The sequence below is a fragment of the Bacteroides sp. OM08-11 genome (assembly GCF_003438665.1).
In the GTDB taxonomy this organism is placed as follows: domain Bacteria; phylum Bacteroidota; class Bacteroidia; order Bacteroidales; family Bacteroidaceae; genus Bacteroides; species Bacteroides cutis.
In genome coordinates this window covers 181,170-201,231 of sequence record NZ_QSTJ01000005.1, presented here as the reverse complement: position 1 = coordinate 201,231, position 20,062 = coordinate 181,170, and the positions used below count along the sequence as shown (strand labels likewise).

The following is a 20,062-nucleotide window of genomic DNA, read 5'->3' as shown; positions in this document are numbered from 1 at the left end:
CAGAAACGAAACTGTTAATTTATAAATCGTAAAATAACAAATATGCATATGGCAAGAAAGATAAAAGTTGGTATAATTCAGCAAGCCAATACTTCGGATATACGTACAAATCTGATGAATTTGGCAAAAAGTATTGAAATATGTGCCGTACATGGGGCACAATTGGTCGTTTTACAGGAATTACACAACTCTTTGTACTTTTGTCAGACGGAGAATACACAATTGTTTGATTTGGCGGAAACAATTCCCGGACCTTCCACAGGTTTCTATTCGGAACTGGCAGCAGCCAACGATATTGTGCTTGTTACCTCTCTGTTCGAGAAACGTGCTCCAGGTTTGTATCATAATACGGCTGTTGTATTTGAACGTGATGGAAGTATCGCAGGCAAATATCGGAAGATGCACATACCCGATGATCCCGCTTATTATGAAAAATTCTATTTCACTCCCGGAGATATCGGTTTTGAGCCTATTCAAACCTCACTTGGAAAACTAGGCGTATTGGTCTGTTGGGATCAATGGTATCCCGAAGCAGCCCGCCTGATGGCACTCAAAGGTGCTGAAATATTGATTTATCCTACTGCCATCGGCTGGGAAAGCAGCGATACAGACGAAGAAAAAAAACGTCAGCTGAATGCCTGGATTATTTCACAACGTGGACATGCGGTAGCCAATGGTTTGCCGGTAATATCGGTAAATCGCGTGGGGCATGAACCTGATCCGTCCATGCAGACTAACGGTATACTGTTCTGGGGAAACAGTTTTATCGTCGGTCCCCAAGGGGAATTTCTTGCACAGGCCGGAAATGATAGTCCTGAAAATATTGTGGTAGAAATAGATATGGAACGTTCTGAAAACGTACGCCGTTGGTGGCCGTTTTTGCGCGATCGCAGGATAGATGCATACGAAGGATTGACGAAACGATTTTTAGATTAATTTATTTGAATGTAACCCGTTTATTCATCAAGAAATTAACTCCTCCATAGACAAATAAACCCAGAAATTGAGATAGGTATTCATCGCAATTCAAACCTTCGACCAGTCCGATCAAAAAGAGGAATTGTGCTCCGTAGGCCATTCCAAAAGCCACAGAAAAGAGCAACACTTGACGCCAAGTGTTGCCTCTTTTTTCTGTAGGAAATATCCAATACTTGCACCAGATAAAATTATGTATCTGCGCTAGTGTATAAGCAGTTATGTTGGAGAGCATGTAATTGATATCCAATTCATCCATCATTATCCAGATAGTGGTTGCCATAATCAAGGCATTCAACGTACCGACTATCATAAAGCGGAAAATTCGTGTGGACTCTTTCACTCTCTCCTGTTCTATATTTTTATTCTTTGATGTCGACAATCAGATTTAATTCGTCCAATTGTTTCTGATCGATACTTGAAGGAGCATCCAGCATAACATCCCGTCCACTATTATTCTTCGGGAATGCAATACAGTCACGGATACTGTCAAGACCGGCAAAGATACTTACCCAACGGTCGAGTCCGTATGCTAAACCACCATGAGGAGGTGCACCGTACTTGAAAGCATTCATTAAGAAGCCAAATTGTTCCTGGGCTTTCTCCGGAGTAAATCCAAGAATTTCGAACATCTTGGCCTGTAACTGTGCATCATGGATACGAATAGAACCACCACCTACTTCAATGCCATTACATACCATGTCGTATGCATCAGCACGAACCGCAGCCGGATCTGTATCCAACAAAGGAATATCTTCATCTTTAGGATGGGTGAACGGATGATGCATTGCCATCAGACGCCCCTCTTCATCACTCCATTCAAACATTGGAAAATCAACCACCCATAAAAGAGCAAATTTATTCTTATCACGTAACCCTAATTGATTACCCATTTCAAGACGCAACTCATTCAGTTGTTTACGGGTCTTCATGGCATCATCACCACTTAAAATCAGAATCAAATCGCCCGGCTGTGCATTGAACGCAGCTTTCATTTCCTGCAAAACTTCCTGAGTATAGAACTTGTCAACACTCGATTTTACATTTCCATCAGCTTCCACACGGGCATAAACCATACCTTTGGCACCAATCTGCGGTCTTTTCACAAATTCGGTCAATGCATCCAGTTGCTTACGGGTATAGTGTGCAGCACCTTCTGCACAAATACCGCCAATATATACGGCATTATCAAAAACAGAGAAACCATGACCTTTCATGATATCCATCAGCTCTACAAACTTCATACCAAATCGGAGATCAGGCTTATCGCTACCATAATATTTCATGGCATCTGCCCATGGCATACGTAAAAATGGTTCAGTCAATTCCACACCACGAATTTCCTTGAACAAATATTTAGCCATACCCTCAAAAAGGTTAATGATATCATCTTGTTCAACGAAAGACATTTCGCAGTCAATCTGGGTAAACTCAGGTTGACGGTCAGCACGCAGGTCTTCATCACGAAAACACTTTGCAATCTGAAAATAACGGTCGAATCCGGAAACCATTAACAATTGTTTCAGAGTTTGTGGACTTTGAGGTAAAGCATAAAACTGTCCCGGGTTCATACGTGAAGGCACTACGAAATCTCGTGCCCCTTCCGGAGTAGAACCGACCAAAATGGGGGTTTCTACTTCGATAAAACCTTGATTATCCAAATATTTACGGACTTCGATCGTCATCTTATGACGTAGTTCCAAATTCTTACGCACGTTTGCACGACGTAAATCCAGATAACGATACTTCATACGTATATCATCACCACCATCTGTATTCTCTTCGATAGTGAAAGGAGGCGTCAAAGCTACATTCAACACATTCAATTCTGAAACGATGATTTCAATATCTCCAGTAGGAATATTTTGATTTTTGCTAAAACGTTCATTTACTGTACCTGTAATCTGAATGACATATTCACGCCCCAGATGATTGGCCTGGTCACAAAGCTCAGCGTTTATTTCTTCATTGAATACTAATTGGGTAATTCCGTAACGATCGCGAAGGTCAATGAAAGTCATACCTCCCATTTTACGGCTGCGCTGTACCCAACCTGCCAATGTCACTTGTTTATTAACGTCGGAGATACGTAATTCTCCGCAGGTGTGTGATCTATACATTTTTATATCTAAATTTATTGATTTACAATTTGACTATACATTTAATATACTTTGTATAATTATCATGCAAAAATACATAAAACTATTATAGAGACATCAAATTAAGAAAAGATTATTTTAGCCATAGTATCAATACATATAAATTATGGTGTAATCAGTTCTTTGTGAACTTTTTTAATTGCTCCTTACTTCTATCCAATATTTTTCTATTTTTATGTGTAATGTCTTCCATAATGGAGTCATTAATCTGTTTGAGTCCGTTTATATAATCTTGAGCACGTTGTAAAACGTTAGACGTATCTTTCTCTACATTCCGAGGAACAATAACCTGTAATCCTTTCTGGATAATCCTTACATCTATATATTCTCCCATCATCATTGGATCACCGTCAAAATGTACTACCCCTTGTTTAGTGCGATGTATACGAAGTGTCTGACAACGGAAAGTTTTGATACGGCTATTTTGGTCAATCGTTTTATTAAATAATTGAAAAGACAAGGCGGGTACATCCAACACTGTAAAAGGTTCTAATATCGTAACGTCCAATAGACCATCGTTTAAAGTAGCTTGTGGAGCAATATAAGCATTATTACCATATTGCGAAGCATTTCCACAAGCTATCAGAAAAGCTTTATAGCGTGAAGTGTTACCATCCATTTCAAGTTCATAAGTTTCAGGACGATACTTTAAACTCTCCAGCAATGTTTTTTCCAAATAAGTCAGTGGTCCTCTTCTACCTGCTTTTGAAAATTGCAGACTGACAAAAGCATCAAAACCGACACCACATGTACAAAAAAACGGTACATCATTTATTTTACCATAATCAATAATATCTATCAGACCATCATTGATTATATCAATCGCTTTTTTTATTTCCATCGGAATTTGCAAATGACGTGCAAGCCCATTCCCTGAACCACAAGGGATAATACCTAAAGCAGTTTTTGTATGCACCAATGAGCGGGCTATTTCATTGATCGTTCCATCTCCACCAATGGCAACAACTGCAAAAACCTTTTCTTTAGCTTTTTGCGCGGCTATCTCCACAGCATGTCCTGCCCATTCAGTATATATAACTTCGGGAATATATTTATCCTTATCCAGTTTTTGATCAAGCCATTTCAAAATCTGCTCCTTACTTTGTGTGCCAGATATCGGATTTATTATAAATGATATTCTTTTCTTATTATCCTCCATGCGAAAGAAATGTTATAATGCAATTCTCTAGTCTTGCAAAAGTAATATAATTCCTTTAAAAATTAACCATCTGACTGTTTTAAAACGAATAGAAGCAGATTTTTTAGAGTAAATGGAACATATAACAACATATTTTGCTATCTTTGCCCCCTGTTTTTAAGGACTCGTATTTAATAGAATTAAATATTCATTATATAATAGACATTTCATGGGTTTACTACAAGACAAATTTGCGAAATACGACCTGCCGCAACAGTTTATGGCAAAAGGCGTATATCCTTATTTCCGTACAATTAATAGCCATCAGGATACTGAAGTAATGATGGATGGCAAGAAAGTTCTGATGTTCGGTTCGAATGCGTACATGGGACTTACTTATGACAAACGAATTATTGACGCTTCAATAGCCGCTACAGAAAAATACGGTACAGGTTGTGCTGGTTCCCGTTTTTTGAATGGTACTCTTGATATACACGTTGAACTGGAAAAAGAATTGGCCGAGTTCGTTGGAAAAGATGAATCTCTCTGTTTCTCCACCGGTTTCACTGTTAATGAAGGTATTATCCCCGCTGTTGTAGGACGTGGTGACTATATTATATGTGATGATCGTGACCACGCTTCTATCGTAGATGGACGCCGTCTATCTTTTGCCACACAACTGAAGTATAAGCACAACGATATGGAAGATCTTGAAAAGGAACTCCAAAAATGTGAACCGGATGCTATAAAGTTGATTGTTGTTGACGGAGTATTTTCTATGGAAGGTGATTTAGCTAATTTACCGGAAATTGTTCGCCTGAAGAAGAAATATAATGCCAGCATTTATGTAGATGAAGCCCACGGTTTAGGTGTTTTCGGAAAACAAGGTCGTGGTGTTTGTGACCATTTTGGAGTTACTGAAGATGTTGATTTAATTATGGGAACATTCAGTAAATCATTAGCTTCTATCGGTGGGTTTGTTGCCGGTGACAAAGAGGTTATTAATTGGTTGCGTCATAATGCTCGTTCTTATATATTCCAAGCAAGTAGTACTCCAGCTGCAACAGCTGCTGCTCGTGAGGCACTTCATATTATTAAATCTGAACCAGAACGAATCCAGCGTTTGTGGGATATCACCAACTATGCATTAAAAAAATTCCGTGATGCAGGTTTCGAGATAGGTGAAACAGAATCTCCTATTATACCTTTATATGTACGCGATACCGAGAAAACATTCGTAGTAACAAAAATGGCTTTTGATGAAGGAATTTTCATTAATCCAGTTATCCCGCCTGCATGTGCACCTCAGGATACATTGGTACGTGTAGCTTTGATGGCTACTCACACCAAGGAGCAAGTAGATTATGCAGTAGATAAACTGACTAAATGTTTTAAATCACTTGGAGTGATAAAATAAATTTTATAAGAATATTTTTAAAGAGGTAAAAATCAAACAAATGATTTTTACCTCTTTTTCTTTTATAGGGAATATACTTTTAACATACTGCTTACTTTATTTTAAATATTATATCTTTTCTCTTTTAAATTTCTGATAATTAAGTATCTTTGTCACATTATTAATGAAAAACACATCTTTCGCATGAGAAAACAAGATTTTTTTTTCGTTTTGGCATTGATTGCATTTTTTTTGCCATTCTTTATAAGTGAGCCCATTTATGATTGGTATAAGTCATTCAATGCATCACATGGTATGGTAATGAGTTTTCTAAAGTTTGGTATCCTTGCAACATTGGGTGAAATGTTAGGGCTTCGTATCAGTGCCGGAGTATACAATCGAAAAGGATTTGGTGTTTTTCCTCGTGCTATTGTATGGGGAGTACTAGGGATGGGTATCAATATGGCTATGATCGTTTTCTCAAAAGGAGTTCCACAATTCATGATATATATGGGAATGACAGACGCTTCAACCATTATCAACGGTGACTTCTGTTTAGATAAACTATGGGTGGCACTTGCTATTTCCGTTACAATGAATACGATATTCGCCCCTGTATTTATGACATTCCATAAAATTACAGATATACACATATTGAATTGTGGTGGTTCTCTTCTTAGCATAATCACCCCTATCCCAATGACACGTATCATCACGCATCTGAATTGGAATTCCCAGTGGAATTTTGTTTTTAAGAAAACAATTCCTTTCTTCTGGTATCCGGCACACACTATCACATTTCTCCTTCCTGGAGAAATGCGGGTACTTTTTGCTGCCATCTTAGGAGTAGTTCTCGGAGTACTTTTAGCTATTGCTGCACGGATGAAGTGAAGTAATAGCTGTACGATATCCATTTAAACATACCGTAAACAGAGTGACACCAATCGTGAAAAGTAAAGGCAACAGGAAATGGTATATATTGAGAGTTATATGATATGCAAACTGTTGTAGCCAACCAATCATAAAATAATAAGTAATAGGAATAATTACTAGAAATGCAATTCCTATATAACTAAGAAATGGATAATTAATAAGCCATAAGATTTGGAGAATGGATGCACCATGTATTTTTCGGATATTAATTTCATATTTACGCTGTTCTATAGCATAACGAGTGATACCAAACAATCCAAAGAGAGTAAGGAACAGGCTGATACAAGCATACATCAACAAAATATGCGAAAAACTTGAAACCTTCTGATTATATGATACGAATTCAGAATGTATATCCCTATATTTGAAAGGGACACCTGGATATTTTTTCTCATATAACCCACATAATTGATTAACTATTCCATCTTTATAACCAGATTTTACTTTTATAACTAAAACTGAGAAATTATCTTGCGGAGTATCGTAAAGAAACATACGTAATGGAGCTACCTGATCTGTCATAGAATACTTCTTGAAATCTTTCATTACTCCGATTATTATACCTTTTGCCAGCTCTTCTTTTAAACCTATATACTTGGAAATAGGTTGTCCTATAGGATTTTCTCCTTCTGGAACAAGTAAATGTATAAATGTCTCATTGACCAATGTCGGTTGTGGAACCCGGGATATAAGGTGAAATGTTTGAGTGGAATCCAACAACTCAAGATGATGGATTGTCAGGAAGTCAATAGTTTCTTCATATAATTCCAACATCAACAAATTTTCGTCAATGTTATCTTTACCAGGAATAGCTAAACTCATAGGATAAATCCCTTTGTTTGAAACTACAACATTCTCGACTCCTTCTATATTCTTCACTTCATTCATCCATGTTTTTATAGGAGTATCTGTATGTGTTTCAGAGTATATGTTAATAATATTCTCATAACGTTCTCCCTCTCGCTCAATCAAATGCATCTGTGCACGGATAATCATGAAAGCACCCATCAATCCAATAGAAATCATAAATTGTAATATAACCAATACACCTACGATGAAACGTTTCTTACGTCCGGTAAAGAAGTTACGATAATTGGTTTCAGATATTGAATGTAATTTATGACTCATATAACTTGCTGGTATAACTGATAGTATAACTATAAATAGTAAAATAAAGGAAAATATCTGCCACGAAAACAAATAAGCCATTGTCAGGTGTGTGGAAACAATACCATTAAACACCGACAACAGATCGCTCATCAATAATAGAGATAAAAGAAATGCTACAAAAACCATCAAGAAAGTATCCAGAAATAGTTGGTAACGTATCTGTTTTTTAGTAGCTCCCATCACAGATTCAATATGAAGCATGTGCACTTGCCGTAACAGGCGAGAAAAACTGAGATTTATAAAATTAAAACAGCCAATGAACAAAATAAGTATGGCAGACAGCAATCCCACGTTTAGTAAGGTACTCTGCTGATGCCTCATATTCTGATTACTATCTTTTACCGTAGAATCAAAGTAAGATTCTTGTAATGTTTGTGTACGGAAATATCCCTTACCCGTTAAAGTCGGTAATTCAGTTTGCTCAAATCGTTGCCGAAAACTTTTAATATCAGTTCCTTCTCTAAGTAAAAGCATACAATCAGCCCCCTTAGTAGCTTCCAATGATAAAAGAATATCCATTTGTAACATACTTTGTTCCGGTTGACTATAAACCGCAACAATACGATTTGTAGACACCCCTGATAATAAAATATCCACATTTTTCCCTATACAATCTTTTGTACCAAAGCATTTTCTAGCAAACTGTTCACTAACAGCTATTTCTCCGGGTTTAAGTAAAGCATCTTGTACATTTCCGGCTATATTACGAAAAGGGAAAAAGTCTATTAACGTTGAGTCTGCTGCAACTATTTTCCAATCCTGAAATTCCTGTCCGTCTATTTTTACTCTTGCATTACCAAATGTTTGTGTACGTAGATATGATTCTACTTCGGGAAACTCTGATACTATCTGCGGAACACTCCCACCATAAATAAATGTCCCCTCTACTTCTTGTTGAGCAAAAGGTAGACTTTGAATTAATCGAAGAATACGATTTCTGTTTGGATTATTACTTTCAATATTATACTCATGTATCACAAATGCCATTAATAAAATGGTACAAGCAATACCAATGACCAAACTAATAAGAGAGATAGCAACAAACAATTTATTCCGTTTCCAGCTTCTTATCATTAATTTCAAGGAAAGACAAGAGTTCATAGCTTTATTTTTTATTGTAATAGGAAATGGAGGTACAGCCTTACTTTTATTCTTCCTGTGTACCCCCAGTATGTAGACAGATATCTGTTACAAATTAGTTTCTGTCATTACCTGTCCATCAAACAAATTGATGGTACGTCCTGCATATCCTGCATCATGTTGTGAATGGGTTACCATAACAATAGTAGTACCTTCTTTATTCAATTCACTCAACAACTCCATTACTTCCTTTCCGTTTTTGGAGTCCAAATTACCAGTAGGCTCATCGGCCAGTATCAAATTCGGATTGGCAACAACAGCACGTGCTATGGCCACACGTTGCTGTTGACCTCCGGAAAGCTGTTGCGGAAAATGTTTACTACGGTGCATGATAGCCATACGCTCCATCGTAGTTTCTACGCGACGCTTGCGTTCGGCGGAAGGGATACCCATGTATAATAATGGAAGTTCGATATTTTCATACACATTCAGTTCATCAATCAGATTAAAACTTTGAAATACAAAGCCGACAACCCCCTTACGCAAATTAGTTCGTTGAGCTTCTGTGTATTTGGAAACTTCTATCCCATTTAGATAATATTCTCCGCTTGTGGGATTGTCCAACAATCCTAAAATATTGAGCAAAGTTGATTTACCACAACCAGAAGGTCCCATAATCGCCACAAACTCACCTTCTTTTACTTCAATATTCACATCATTCAAAGCCAAAGTTTGTACTTCTTCGGTTCTGAAAATTTTCTGCAAATTTACTGTTTTAATCATAATGCTTTGTTTTTATAATTTATAATATATTAATTCTCTTATTCACTTTTAATAACCTCAGCCGGATTTTCATTAGCAGTACACCATACCCGCCAACTAATACAAACAATAATCATCATGATAATAGCAACAAAGATGTATAGGAAGATCCATCCACTGATAACTATCTGTCTTTCATAATTTTCCAGCCAGTTTTTCATCAAAAATAACCTATTTATAAAGCAATGAGGGCAGCTATAACGACTTGTATCAGATATTCTTAAAAAAATAAAAACAATATGTCTCTCACTCGTGCACCATTTACTTTCCGAATAGCTATTTCTTTACGCCTTTGTTCGCTAGTTTGTACCATTAATCATAATAATTCCAAAATAACGATAAAGCTATACAAGTAAAGCCAATAGCAATACTTACGATACTAATAGTCTGTAACTTATATTTCAACAAATTACGCAATGCTACAATGAAGTAATGTTTTATCATTTTATTGCATTTTTTATTCGTTCTTTATTACCTCTACCGGATTTCTCCTCGCTATCTTCAGAATACGAAAAATAATAGTAAAAATAGTAATGACAGCCACTATCATAAAGATTGAAATCCAAAATAACGGTCCATCATTAAAGAATACAATATACATTTCTTTCCATAACTGGAATATGGCATAGCATAACGGAAATGCTGTTACTGCCGATAATACAAGTAAACTTATATACATGTGGGCAAACAACATGATGATTTGTTTCACCCCTGCCCCATTTACCTTACGGATAGCTACTTCCTTTTGTCGACGTTCCGTATCCAAAGTAATGGCTGAATAAACACCCAGCAAGGTAATTATCAGGCTGACAATAGAAAAGAACAGGACAATACCTTTCATTTTATTCTCCATAGCTTGTGCCTGGTATATATCTTCCCGTAAAGTAGAGATCTGTGGTTGTACACTTGATGGAAGATTCTCTTTCAACATCTTTTCAACGAAAACTTTCACTTCTTCTACTTTTCCGGGTTCACACTTCAGATAACAATGACCTACATAATCGCTGAAATCAGAAGATGGAAAGACAAATCCCTCGCTTCGATTATAAGTACAGACTATGAAATCGGAACAAATACCGCATACGGTGTAATCATCCTCATTATTATATAAGGTAGTACCCAGCCAATCCTTCTTCATACGTTCTGCTAATCTATGGTCTATTACCATATCTTTATCCGTCTCCAATGCATGACCAACGATAACAGGAATATTCATAAAATCAAAGAAGTTATTTGGTACACGCATAATATTCACCTCTATATAACTATCTCGATTATTCTTTTCTGTCTGCATACCGGTACCCGAAAGCCCTTCTAAATAGTTTATATCAGTCAGCAATTTATCCTTTACACCCGAATGTTGGCAGATACGTTCTATCAAAGCAAACTTCTCATCATTTTTCATAAAACGGTAATCCAATGAAATACTTATAATTTCTGACTTCTCTTTTTCAGTTAACGTATAGAATAGAGTGGATCCTGTCTTTTTCGCTTGTAAATAAAGGGCAACTGCAAAGACAATGAACAACCAGCAAATGAAGAACTGGATACCTAAAAGTAAATTCCGCGTAATCCGTTTGTGACGTCTGGATTTATTTATGGAGATACTTACATGAATAGAAATATGTCTCATCCGCCATACAACGAAAAGGCAAAGTAATAAACATAGTAAAATAATAGCAGCCATGTATTCTGCCGTCTGTATCAATAATATATTTTGTTCTACTATTAATGTAAAATTGAACAGAGAGAATGACAATAATGGACTAAGTATCTCTATCAAACAAAAAGTCAGGAAAAAAGCAATCAGTAATATAACAATAGCTTGGATAAAAAGTAACTGGAATAACTGTCGACTACCACTACCCGTAACTTTACGTATACCGAATTCATGTGAACGATTTAAATAGCTACCTGCCAGAAATTGAAAGAAATTAAGTAATCCAATTAGTAAAATAAGTACTCCAACAATGAACGTTATTCTGGCAAAATAAGGAGCCACGGATCCCTCCTGAAAATTCTTTCCAAAGGTAGAAGCTGTCACAACATATTCCTTATCGACAAATGAATGCTTCAAATTCATAGTACGAAAATGTGCCTCCAACTCTAGAGGGAGTGTACCCGGACGCAACAAAGCAAATCCGAAACCACCACTCATATTATTCCGCTTTTTAAATTGCATAAGCCCCTCACTGTCGTTCAACGTCAACATATCAACTTTCTTAAGAAAACTCAGACTGGTATTGAGTGGAATATCTTCTATCATGGCTTGAACTGTATAAGTAATACCTCCTGTCCTCGGTGTAGTACTAGGTGAAGAAAATAATCGCTGAGCCAAAATCATCTGTTTTCCGATCGGATTTTCTTTAATACCAAATATCTTCTGTGCCAAAGAGCGTGTCAATATCACAGTATTGGGAGTCTGTGAAGCAACTTCCCATGAACCTTGTAGTACTTTGGGAGTAAACACACTATAATAGGAAGAATCTACTTCCATAGTATACAAATCTTCATAGGGTAATTTCTTTCCATCCAATGTTTCTACATTATAACTACGTGAACGAGGATAAGTAACAAAAGCAAATTGTTCTACTTCGTTGAACTGTATCCGGCGCAATTCTTCAATTAATGTAGCAGGGATACCAGAAAAAGAACGTTTGGCCGAAGTATGATACAAATTTATATCTACAATGTGTTCGTGATGAATAAAACATTGATTGGTCGAATTTATAAACCGGCTACAATAAATGCAAATACTAAAACATAATATACCTACCGACAATCCAATAATGGAAATTACATTCTGTGTTTTGTGTTTCAATAAGTTTCTGAATGCTGTTTTAAAATAATGTAATATCATAATATGTGTGTTTACAAAATATAAAATCAAATTATATGCCAGAATACAAATCTCTAATAATCAATACTAAATAATCTCATTTACTTTCAAAATCTGTGCAATTCCGCACGAATACCGTGCGAAAAAACACAGACACTCATGTGACATTACCAGATAAGTACACGAGAAAACTACAAATGCTATTTTTAGATGATATTGTATCATAATTCTGTTTACATTCATTTCAAGATCAATTCTTCCACCTCGCCAAAGTTATCATATCCTGTCGTAATAACCCAGTCTCCCGGTTGCAAACCATCTGTAATTTCATATTGTTGCGGATTTTGGCGACCTATGTTCAACGGAACACGGATGGCTTTACTTTGAGATGCATTTAACTTATAAATCCATTGTCCTCCGGTATTTTGATAGAAATTACCTCTAGGAATGACGAGTGCTTCTTCCGGCTGTCCAAGTTCTATCTGTACACGAAAACTCTTTCCTACTCTCACATTATCGGGCATGTCCTCCGTAAAAACAAGATCCACATCGAAGGTACGATCTTTCACTTCTGGTACCACTTTACTGATGCGTAACGGGTGCTTTTTTCCTTGATAATGGATAGTGGCAGGTAATCCCGTAGTGATACGATCAATGTAATATTCACTTAAAGCAGTGTGTACTTTGTATTGATCCAGCACTTTGATTTCAGCAATATTTTCTCCTGAGTTAACTTGTTGTCCAGGAGTTACTTTTACAAAACTAAGTTGTCCTGCGACAGGAGATCTTACAATCAAATTATCCATCCGTTCGCATGCACGTTCGTATTTTTTCCGCTCTCTTTCGCGATCATTGCAGATAAGGTCTTTACGAATGACGGTAACGACAGAATCATGCTGTAAGCTTTCACGTTGCAAACGAGCAGTTTTTACTTTATAATTGTATTCGTCTTCAGAAACCTCCAATTGCGCTTTACTTTTAATTCCCATTCTATATTCTTCACGATCAAGCTGAAAACTTTTGCGTAACCGTTCCAATTCATAGTTAGTTTGCAATGTCTGTTGTTGAAGATGAAGACTCTGCTGATCCATTTCTATTTCCTTTTCACGATACGTTATCAATTGCTTTTCCAAATCATCGCGTTGATCTTCTATACTTCGTAGCAGATCAGGATTCTCTAGTACAAGTATAGTATCACCTTTATCCAACAAACTTCCCTCTTCCGCAATGATACGTTCCACACTCCCAGTTTCGCGAGCATTGATTTTTATAGTGAGAATAGGTTGAATCAGTCCTTCCACATCAACATATTCCATAAACTTCCCATTTTTCACTTCAGCTATCTGTATATTATCTTTTTCGATACGTAATTTGCTGGGACCCAAAGAAAGACTAATCACATAAATGAGGAAAGCAAAAAAAAGGATGCTTCCTGCCAAATAATAACGGTAACGAATATACCAAGGTTTCTTTTCAAGTTTAATATCCATGATTTATCAAATATATAATCTATATTTATTTTCAATTTATCCCTACCTAAAAACATCTTTTAAATAGGGACGGAATTCTTACTAAATCTTCATTCTATTTTTACTAAAAATTCTCTTTTCTTTCTACTGTGTAAATTTTTCTTCAATAATCCTGTTCAAATCTTCTGTTAGTGGACTGTTCTTCTCAAAGTCATAAAGTGTCAGGCTCCGAAGAGTATAATACAGACTCCAGTAATTGTAGAGGGCTGTTATATAATTCCGCCGAGCAGTATCTTTTTCTGTAATGGAAGCGTTTAAATCGAGTACGGAAGATTTTCCCAATAAATAGAGCCGACGGGCAACTTCAGCGCGTCTTTGCGCAGTTTCATCTGTACGGGCAGCAATGTGTACCCGTTGCGCCTGCAGATTGAACTGCTTGACTAATTTTCTTACATTAAGGTTGAAATCCGTCTTATCTTGCTCTATCTGTGTGTGAACCAAGTCACGGTTAGAACGAGCCACACGTATCTGTCCCTTTCCCCGCCCCCAGTCCAGAATAGGCAAACTGATACCCAAGCTGATATATTGTTGCTCCAAAGGATTATGATAAGCATCTTTCAGTTTCTCGGCAGTCTGGGTCAATCCAAAACGTAAATAAATATCAGCTTTAAGTCCGGCATTAGCACGTGCTTTTGAAACGGCACTCTCACTTTCTAACTTACGGCGTAACATACTTTGGATTTCCGGACTGTTTTCGTTCGCTAATAAAAGTGCAGTATTCAAGTCTACGTTCAAATCCGGAACATGATCGTCAATATCAGTCTTCAGTTCTATATCTTCCTGGATGCCGAGATAAGAACGAAGTTCCTGCATGCAATTGTCCATATCAATACGTGCATTCATCTGATTGGCTTCTTCAGTAAGTTTATTAAGCTCCAGTTGGAGCATTTCATTTTCAGAAATAGTACCGATATTATAACGTCCTGCAGCATATATATATAAGGTGTCTGCGTTGGCGTAATTGGTATTGGCTATCTCATAATTGCTTTGTGCACGGGCAAGGTCGAAAAACTTCTCCGTAGCACGGGCGGCAACTAATTCTAAAGTTTCCATGTATTTTTTTTTAGCTTCCCGATAACGTATGGGTTCTATACGACGATCCCATTTCAGATTATTGTATCCAAACAATGATTGACTGTAACCGATATTGACAGGAGACGTTTGCCACGAATGACTGTCATTGCTGAACAAGTCTATTCGTTGGGCTGCTGTTTCCACAAACAATTTACCACCGGTCCAAGGAATATTTTGCGTCAAACTCAAAGTTAGATCGCTATTCAATAAATTCTGTTCTATAAACTTCACACTACCATCTCCCAATGTCACCTTATTAATAGCCCGGTCTAAATAAGGGGTTGATGTCAGTTTAAGTGTTGGTAAATAATTGGCTCGATAGTATTTGTAATTCCAATAGGCAGAACGAAAACTATGGCGAGCATTTTGCGCATCAGGCGATTGCCGGCAGGCATATTCCACAGTCTGTTGCAGTGTCAGTCTCATTTCATGTTCCTGAGCTGAGACAGAAATGAAAGTAATACAAGTCAGTAAGGATAAATATATATTTAATTGCATAGTATGTTTTTCTGCAAAACATTCAAATCTTGTGCCAAACAGATTATATACTATTAATCAATACATTACTAATAAATTTGACATTTTCTCAATGTGCATTTTCGCACAAAAACAGTGCGAATTCACACGTACAACACATTGATATATTTCCTATCTTTGTCCCATAAGTAAATAATATGGAACAATTAGGAAAAATATTAGTAGTTGATGATAATGAGGATGTACTTTTTGCCCTCAATTTATTATTAGAACCTTACGTAGAAAAAATAAAAGTAGCTGTTACACCTGATCGTATCGAACATTTTATGACTACTTTTCAACCGGATATCGTATTATTAGATATGAATTTCAGCCGTGACGCAATAAGTGGCCAAGAAGGGTTTGAAAGCTTGAAACAAATCCTACATATCGACCCGCAAGCCATTGTTATCTTTATGACAGCATATGCTGATACGGATAAAGCCGTACGTGCCATCAAAGCAGGTGCTACGGATTTTATTCCTAAACCGTGGGAAAAAGAAAAATTGCTGGCAACCTTATCTTCAGGCATGAAGTTACGACGTTCGCGGTATGAAATCAATCTGTTAAAAGAACAAGTCGAGATCCTGAGTAACGGAGCAGTAGGAAACATAGAAGATATAATCATCGGTGAGTCCAAAGTAATGAAAGATGTTTTCTTGACAGTGGAGAAACTGCGCGATACGGATGCCAATATCCTGATATTAGGCGAAAACGGTACGGGTAAAGATATTATAGCTCGTTTACTCTATCGTAATTCTCCACGTTTCGGAAAACCATTTGTAACCATTGACCTTGGTAGTATCCCAGAACAATTGTTTGAAAGTGAATTATTCGGTTATGAAAAAGGGGCATTTACCGATGCCCGAAAACCCAAAGCTGGACGTATGGAAGTGGCGACAGGAGGTACACTTTTTTTGGACGAGATAGGAAATCTATCGCTTCCTATGCAGGCTAAACTATTGACTGCCATTGAAAAACGTCAAATCAACCGTTTGGGAAGTACACAGACTATGTCTATCGATGTAAGATTGATTTGTGCCACCAATGCTGATATCTGCCGCTTAGTGGAAGAAGGTACTTTCTGACAGGATTTATTATATCGTATCAATACCATTGAGTTACACATTCCTCCATTAAGAGAACGTGGGAATGATATTATTTTATTGGCTGAGTTTTTCCTTCAACGTTATGCCCGAAAATACCAAAAAGAAATGCGAGGGTTAACTCGCGAAGCGAAAAATAAACTTTTGAAATATGTCTGGCCGGGTAATGTACGAGAACTACAACATACTATGGAACGAGCGGTAATACTAGGAGATGGCTCTTTGCTTCAACCGGACAACTTTCTTTTTCAGGCTGTTACTCCCCGTATAAAGGAAGATGAAGACATACTCAATCTGGAGCGATTGGAGCGTCAAGCTATAGAAAGGGCGATGCGTCTGAGTGAAGGTAACGTAACTCGTGCAGCAGAATATCTGGGTATCACACGCTTCGCCTTATACCGTAAACTTGAAAAATTAGGCTTATGAAACGTTATTCTTTTGTAGTCATACTACATATTATCGGTATTGTACTGATGTCGATAGGATTGTATCTGCTGATGGATGCCAGATTGTGGTTTAGTATGTTAATGATAACTATGCTATTGATGTTAACGGTCGTACACTTGTATCATCTTCAGATGATGCAAGTACGAATGATGCGTCACTTGGCAGAAAGTCTCCGTTATGATGACATGATGCTTTCGTTCCATTCTCCTTATCGTAATCGTTCCATGGAAGAAATGGTCGATGAACTTTCAGAGGCAATGAAGAACTTCCGTACACGCGTATTAGAACGGAATGAAATGGAAGCTTGGCAAAAACTTATTAGAGTATTGACGCATGAAATAATGAACTCGATTACTCCGATTCTATCTCTTTCTGAAACTTTAAGTGAACGGGAGGTGACAGAAAAAAATTACCCTGTGATGCAGCAAGGTATGAAGACAATCTACAGACGTAGCAAAGGATTACTTGAATTTGTAGAAAATTATCGTCGATTAACACGTCTACCCGCTCCTGTCCGTCATCCAGTATCTGTTAGCGAACTTTTTCTGGATTTGCAAAAGCTGTTTCCCGAAAGATATATCCATATTGAAATACCCAAGAAAGACCGAATTTTACAAATTGACAGAACTCAAATAGAACAAGTACTCATCAATCTGATTAAGAATGCACGGGAAGCATGTAGCAAGAAAAACAAACCGGAAATCAAAATAAAAATGCTTCCTTCCATTTCATGGCAATGTTTGATTGTCGTTGATGATAATGGGGACGGAATGTTACCGGAAATACAGGATAAGATATTTGTTCCATTTTTCACAACAAAGGTATCAGGTTCAGGCATCGGACTCAGTCTATGCAAACAGATAATGAATCGACATGGAGGAAATATTATAGTAAAATCGACAGTAGGAAAAGGCAGTTGCTTTACGCTACAATTTGGATGATACAGTTGTACCACAGATTACTGTGGTACAAATCTTTTTTGACCAGAATTATTTCTCTCTTACGTAACGCAATGTGTATCCGTAATTAGAGTTTAAAATTAATGAATCAGCAGTCAGCTTTTCTATTTTCAAGGTATCTATGCCCTCTATTTCAATACCATTACCAATACTTTTAACTGTCAAAAGTAAGTTATCACCTTGTTGTTCCCAATACTTATATACTAACGTTGCCATATTAATGGAAGATGCTTCACCCCCTTCTTCCAGCTTAATTCCTTGCATTTTTCCCGGCTGTCCCTCAATAGGCATCACCCATGAACCGACAACAGAGTCTGCACTCTTTTTACTGTCACAAGCTACGAATACCATTGCAAACACAGCAACTCCTAAAATAAGTTTCTTCATAATATATTTTATTTAAATGTAATTTTAATGTACTTTTTTTACAAATGAAATCATATTAATGCCCGGTTCATCATCTGTAACCGTATAAGAAACATCCAAAGTATCTCCCAAAAGCAATCCACCTTCCAAAGATATATTCTGATCCATGGTACTGAAATATAATGTATCGTTTTTCGATGTTATCATTGTAAAACCATTCATTGTAGCATCTATCACTACACCTTGTACATGACACAACGAATCATCCGCAACAACTATCTTCGTTTCAGTATTTACTACTGACTTCTCTGCCTTACTCTTACAAGAGATACATCCCAACGAGATAATGACAAAAAATAAAGTCTGTTTGATTACATTCATATTTTTAGAATATTATAGATTTTCTTTTTACAAAGATAGAAAAAAAAATAAAGCAAAGAAAAGATTTTTTTATTATCGTTGATTATTGCATTTCAGTCTATTATAAAATTCTTGAATATAAAATAATAAAAATATTTGGTTCATATAAAAAAAGTATTTACCTTTGCACACGCTTTTAGGAAGTAAAGCACTCGGGGTGTAGCGCAGTCCGGTTAGCGCACCTGCTTTGGGAGCAGGGGGTCGTGGGTTCGAATCCCGCTACCCCGACTAAAAAAATGCAATCGGTTATTAATTAACTGGTTGCATTTTTCTTTCGGAGTGTTATAAAGTCTCTCTACTACATCTTTAGATAAAAATCACGGGTTAAAGCTATATATTCGGGAGTATACCGATTATGTTCTATTTCAATACAAAGATCTTCCTCTTTACATACTTTTTCCAGAAATCCAAAAGTAATTAATACCCGACGACAAGGCTTTCCAGGTTTTGTATATACATGTAAACGATGATGTGGATACAAATTATAATTCCAGGCAGTATCAACAACTTCCTTTTCTACTTCTACAGGAATGATAATACTAACAAAACCTTTTTCAGACAATAAATACGCCGAATTACAAAATAAAAGTTCATAATTCAGCCTTCCAGTATGACGAGCCATCCGACGCTGTTCATCTGGACATTTCAATGCATCAATAAAATAAGGTGGATTTGAAACTATCAAATCAAATTTCTTTTCAGGTTGATAATATCTAAAATCATTACATACCACCTCTATTCTGTCGGCCCAAGAAGAACAAGCTATATTTTCTTTAGCTTGCTCTACAGCCACTTCATCAATTTCAATAGCCGTTATTCTTGCTTGTTGATTTCGTTGAGCTAATTGTAATGCTATCAACCCAGTACCAGTACCCACATCGAGTATCTGTTTTATATCATCAACCGGAGCCCATGCTCCTAAAAGTACACCATCTGTACCGACCTTCATTGCACATTTATCATGATAAATGGTAAATTGTTTAAACTTAAAACAAGAATTTGACATAGTTTATCTCTGTTAATCGGGCTCAAAAATAATCAAAGACAAGAAAAGAGTTACAATTTTGGCATCGTTTTTGTCTTTTTAAAGAAAGGAACAGCCATTTAATGAAGAAATAAGCTTAACTTTGCAA

Annotated in this window: 17 protein-coding genes, 1 tRNA gene and 1 pseudogene; 6 read left to right on the top strand and 13 right to left on the bottom strand. The window is 36.7% G+C overall.

The features are described 5' to 3' along the window. Positions 1-48: 48 nt before the first annotated feature. Positions 49-936 carry a carbon-nitrogen hydrolase gene (locus DXC10_RS10985; RefSeq protein WP_117737879.1) on the top strand — a complete coding sequence of 296 codons (888 nt, stop codon included), beginning with the start codon at positions 49-51 and terminating at the stop codon, positions 934-936. A 1-nt stretch (position 937) separates the two neighbouring features. Here DXC10_RS10985 and DXC10_RS10980 read toward each other — a convergent pair whose 3' ends face one another. From DXC10_RS10980 to DXC10_RS10970, 3 genes are all read right to left on the bottom strand, one after another. Continuing rightward, positions 938-1,318 (bottom strand): GtrA family protein, encoded by a 381-nt coding sequence (locus tag DXC10_RS10980; protein WP_101542993.1) that lies wholly within the window; start codon positions 1,316-1,318, stop codon positions 938-940. A gap of 19 nt (positions 1,319-1,337) precedes the next feature. Then, positions 1,338-3,095 (bottom strand): aspartate--tRNA ligase, encoded by a 1,758-nt coding sequence (gene aspS, locus DXC10_RS10975; protein WP_101542822.1) that lies wholly within the window; start codon positions 3,093-3,095, stop codon positions 1,338-1,340. A gap of 154 nt (positions 3,096-3,249) precedes the next feature. After that, the gene (locus DXC10_RS10970) at positions 3,250-4,293 is read right to left on the bottom strand and encodes a diacylglycerol kinase family protein (protein WP_101542823.1); all 1,044 of its coding nucleotides are present in this window, start codon (positions 4,291-4,293) and stop codon (positions 3,250-3,252) included. 208 nt (positions 4,294-4,501) lie between these two features. On the opposite strand from DXC10_RS10970, the gene DXC10_RS10965 reads away from it, so the two are divergent. Both DXC10_RS10965 and DXC10_RS10960 read left to right on the top strand, forming a co-directional pair. Continuing rightward, positions 4,502-5,689, top strand: a complete 1,188-nt coding sequence (locus DXC10_RS10965; protein ID WP_101542824.1) for an aminotransferase class I/II-fold pyridoxal phosphate-dependent enzyme — start codon at positions 4,502-4,504, stop codon at positions 5,687-5,689. A gap of 183 nt (positions 5,690-5,872) precedes the next feature. Further along, positions 5,873-6,559, top strand: a complete 687-nt coding sequence (locus tag DXC10_RS10960) for a hypothetical protein (RefSeq protein ID WP_101542825.1) — start codon at positions 5,873-5,875, stop codon at positions 6,557-6,559. Here DXC10_RS10960 and DXC10_RS10955 read toward each other — a convergent pair. The 7 genes from DXC10_RS10955 to DXC10_RS10935 all read right to left on the bottom strand — a co-directional run bounded on the left by DXC10_RS10955 (position 6,533) and on the right by DXC10_RS10935 (position 15,613). Continuing rightward, the gene (locus tag DXC10_RS10955; protein WP_117737878.1) at positions 6,533-8,872 is read right to left on the bottom strand and encodes an ABC transporter permease; all 2,340 of its coding nucleotides are present in this window, start codon (positions 8,870-8,872) and stop codon (positions 6,533-6,535) included. The genes DXC10_RS10960 and DXC10_RS10955 overlap by 27 nt on opposite strands. A gap of 87 nt (positions 8,873-8,959) precedes the next feature. Continuing rightward, positions 8,960-9,634 (bottom strand): ABC transporter ATP-binding protein, encoded by a 675-nt coding sequence (locus DXC10_RS10950; RefSeq protein WP_117737877.1) that lies wholly within the window; start codon positions 9,632-9,634, stop codon positions 8,960-8,962. A gap of 38 nt (positions 9,635-9,672) precedes the next feature. After that, positions 9,673-9,834: a hypothetical protein gene (locus DXC10_RS16335; RefSeq protein ID WP_158557846.1), complete on the bottom strand. Its 162-nt coding sequence runs from the start codon at positions 9,832-9,834 to the stop codon at positions 9,673-9,675. 151 nt (positions 9,835-9,985) lie between these two features. Next, the gene (locus tag DXC10_RS16645) at positions 9,986-10,117 is read right to left on the bottom strand and encodes a hypothetical protein (protein ID WP_255419810.1); all 132 of its coding nucleotides are present in this window, start codon (positions 10,115-10,117) and stop codon (positions 9,986-9,988) included. Between the two features lie 13 nt (positions 10,118-10,130). Then, complete coding sequence (locus tag DXC10_RS10945) at positions 10,131-12,533, bottom strand: ABC transporter permease (RefSeq protein WP_117737876.1); 2,403 nt, start codon at positions 12,531-12,533, stop codon at positions 10,131-10,133. 218 nt (positions 12,534-12,751) lie between these two features. Continuing rightward, positions 12,752-14,002 carry an efflux RND transporter periplasmic adaptor subunit gene (locus DXC10_RS10940; RefSeq protein WP_117737875.1) on the bottom strand — a complete coding sequence of 417 codons (1,251 nt, stop codon included), beginning with the start codon at positions 14,000-14,002 and terminating at the stop codon, positions 12,752-12,754. 123 nt (positions 14,003-14,125) lie between these two features. Further along, positions 14,126-15,613, bottom strand: a complete 1,488-nt coding sequence (locus DXC10_RS10935; RefSeq protein WP_101542830.1) for a TolC family protein — start codon at positions 15,611-15,613, stop codon at positions 14,126-14,128. Positions 15,614-15,789: 176 nt separating this feature from the next. Between DXC10_RS10935 and DXC10_RS10930 the strand changes: the two are divergent. After that, positions 15,790-17,163, top strand: a pseudogene (locus tag DXC10_RS10930) (sigma-54-dependent transcriptional regulator). Continuing rightward, complete coding sequence (locus DXC10_RS10925) at positions 17,160-18,125, top strand: PAS domain-containing sensor histidine kinase (RefSeq protein WP_101542832.1); 966 nt, start codon at positions 17,160-17,162, stop codon at positions 18,123-18,125. The pseudogene DXC10_RS10930 and the gene DXC10_RS10925 overlap by 4 nt, the downstream one beginning before the upstream one ends. A 48-nt stretch (positions 18,126-18,173) precedes the next feature. Here the strand turns inward: DXC10_RS10925 and DXC10_RS10920 are convergent, their stop codons facing one another. Continuing rightward, positions 18,174-18,530 (bottom strand): lipocalin family protein, encoded by a 357-nt coding sequence (locus tag DXC10_RS10920; protein ID WP_101542833.1) that lies wholly within the window; start codon positions 18,528-18,530, stop codon positions 18,174-18,176. Positions 18,531-18,554: 24 nt separating this feature from the next. Beyond that, positions 18,555-18,890, bottom strand: coding sequence for a hypothetical protein (locus DXC10_RS10915; RefSeq protein ID WP_117737874.1), 336 nt, complete (start codon positions 18,888-18,890; stop codon positions 18,555-18,557). A gap of 192 nt (positions 18,891-19,082) precedes the next feature. On the opposite strand from DXC10_RS10915, the gene DXC10_RS10910 reads away from it, so the two are divergent. After that, positions 19,083-19,157 (top strand) — tRNA-Pro (locus tag DXC10_RS10910). A 70-nt stretch (positions 19,158-19,227) separates the two neighbouring features. Here DXC10_RS10910 and DXC10_RS10905 read toward each other — a convergent pair. After that, positions 19,228-19,935: a tRNA1(Val) (adenine(37)-N6)-methyltransferase gene (locus tag DXC10_RS10905; protein ID WP_101542835.1), complete on the bottom strand. Its 708-nt coding sequence runs from the start codon at positions 19,933-19,935 to the stop codon at positions 19,228-19,230. Positions 19,936-20,062 lie beyond the last annotated feature (127 nt).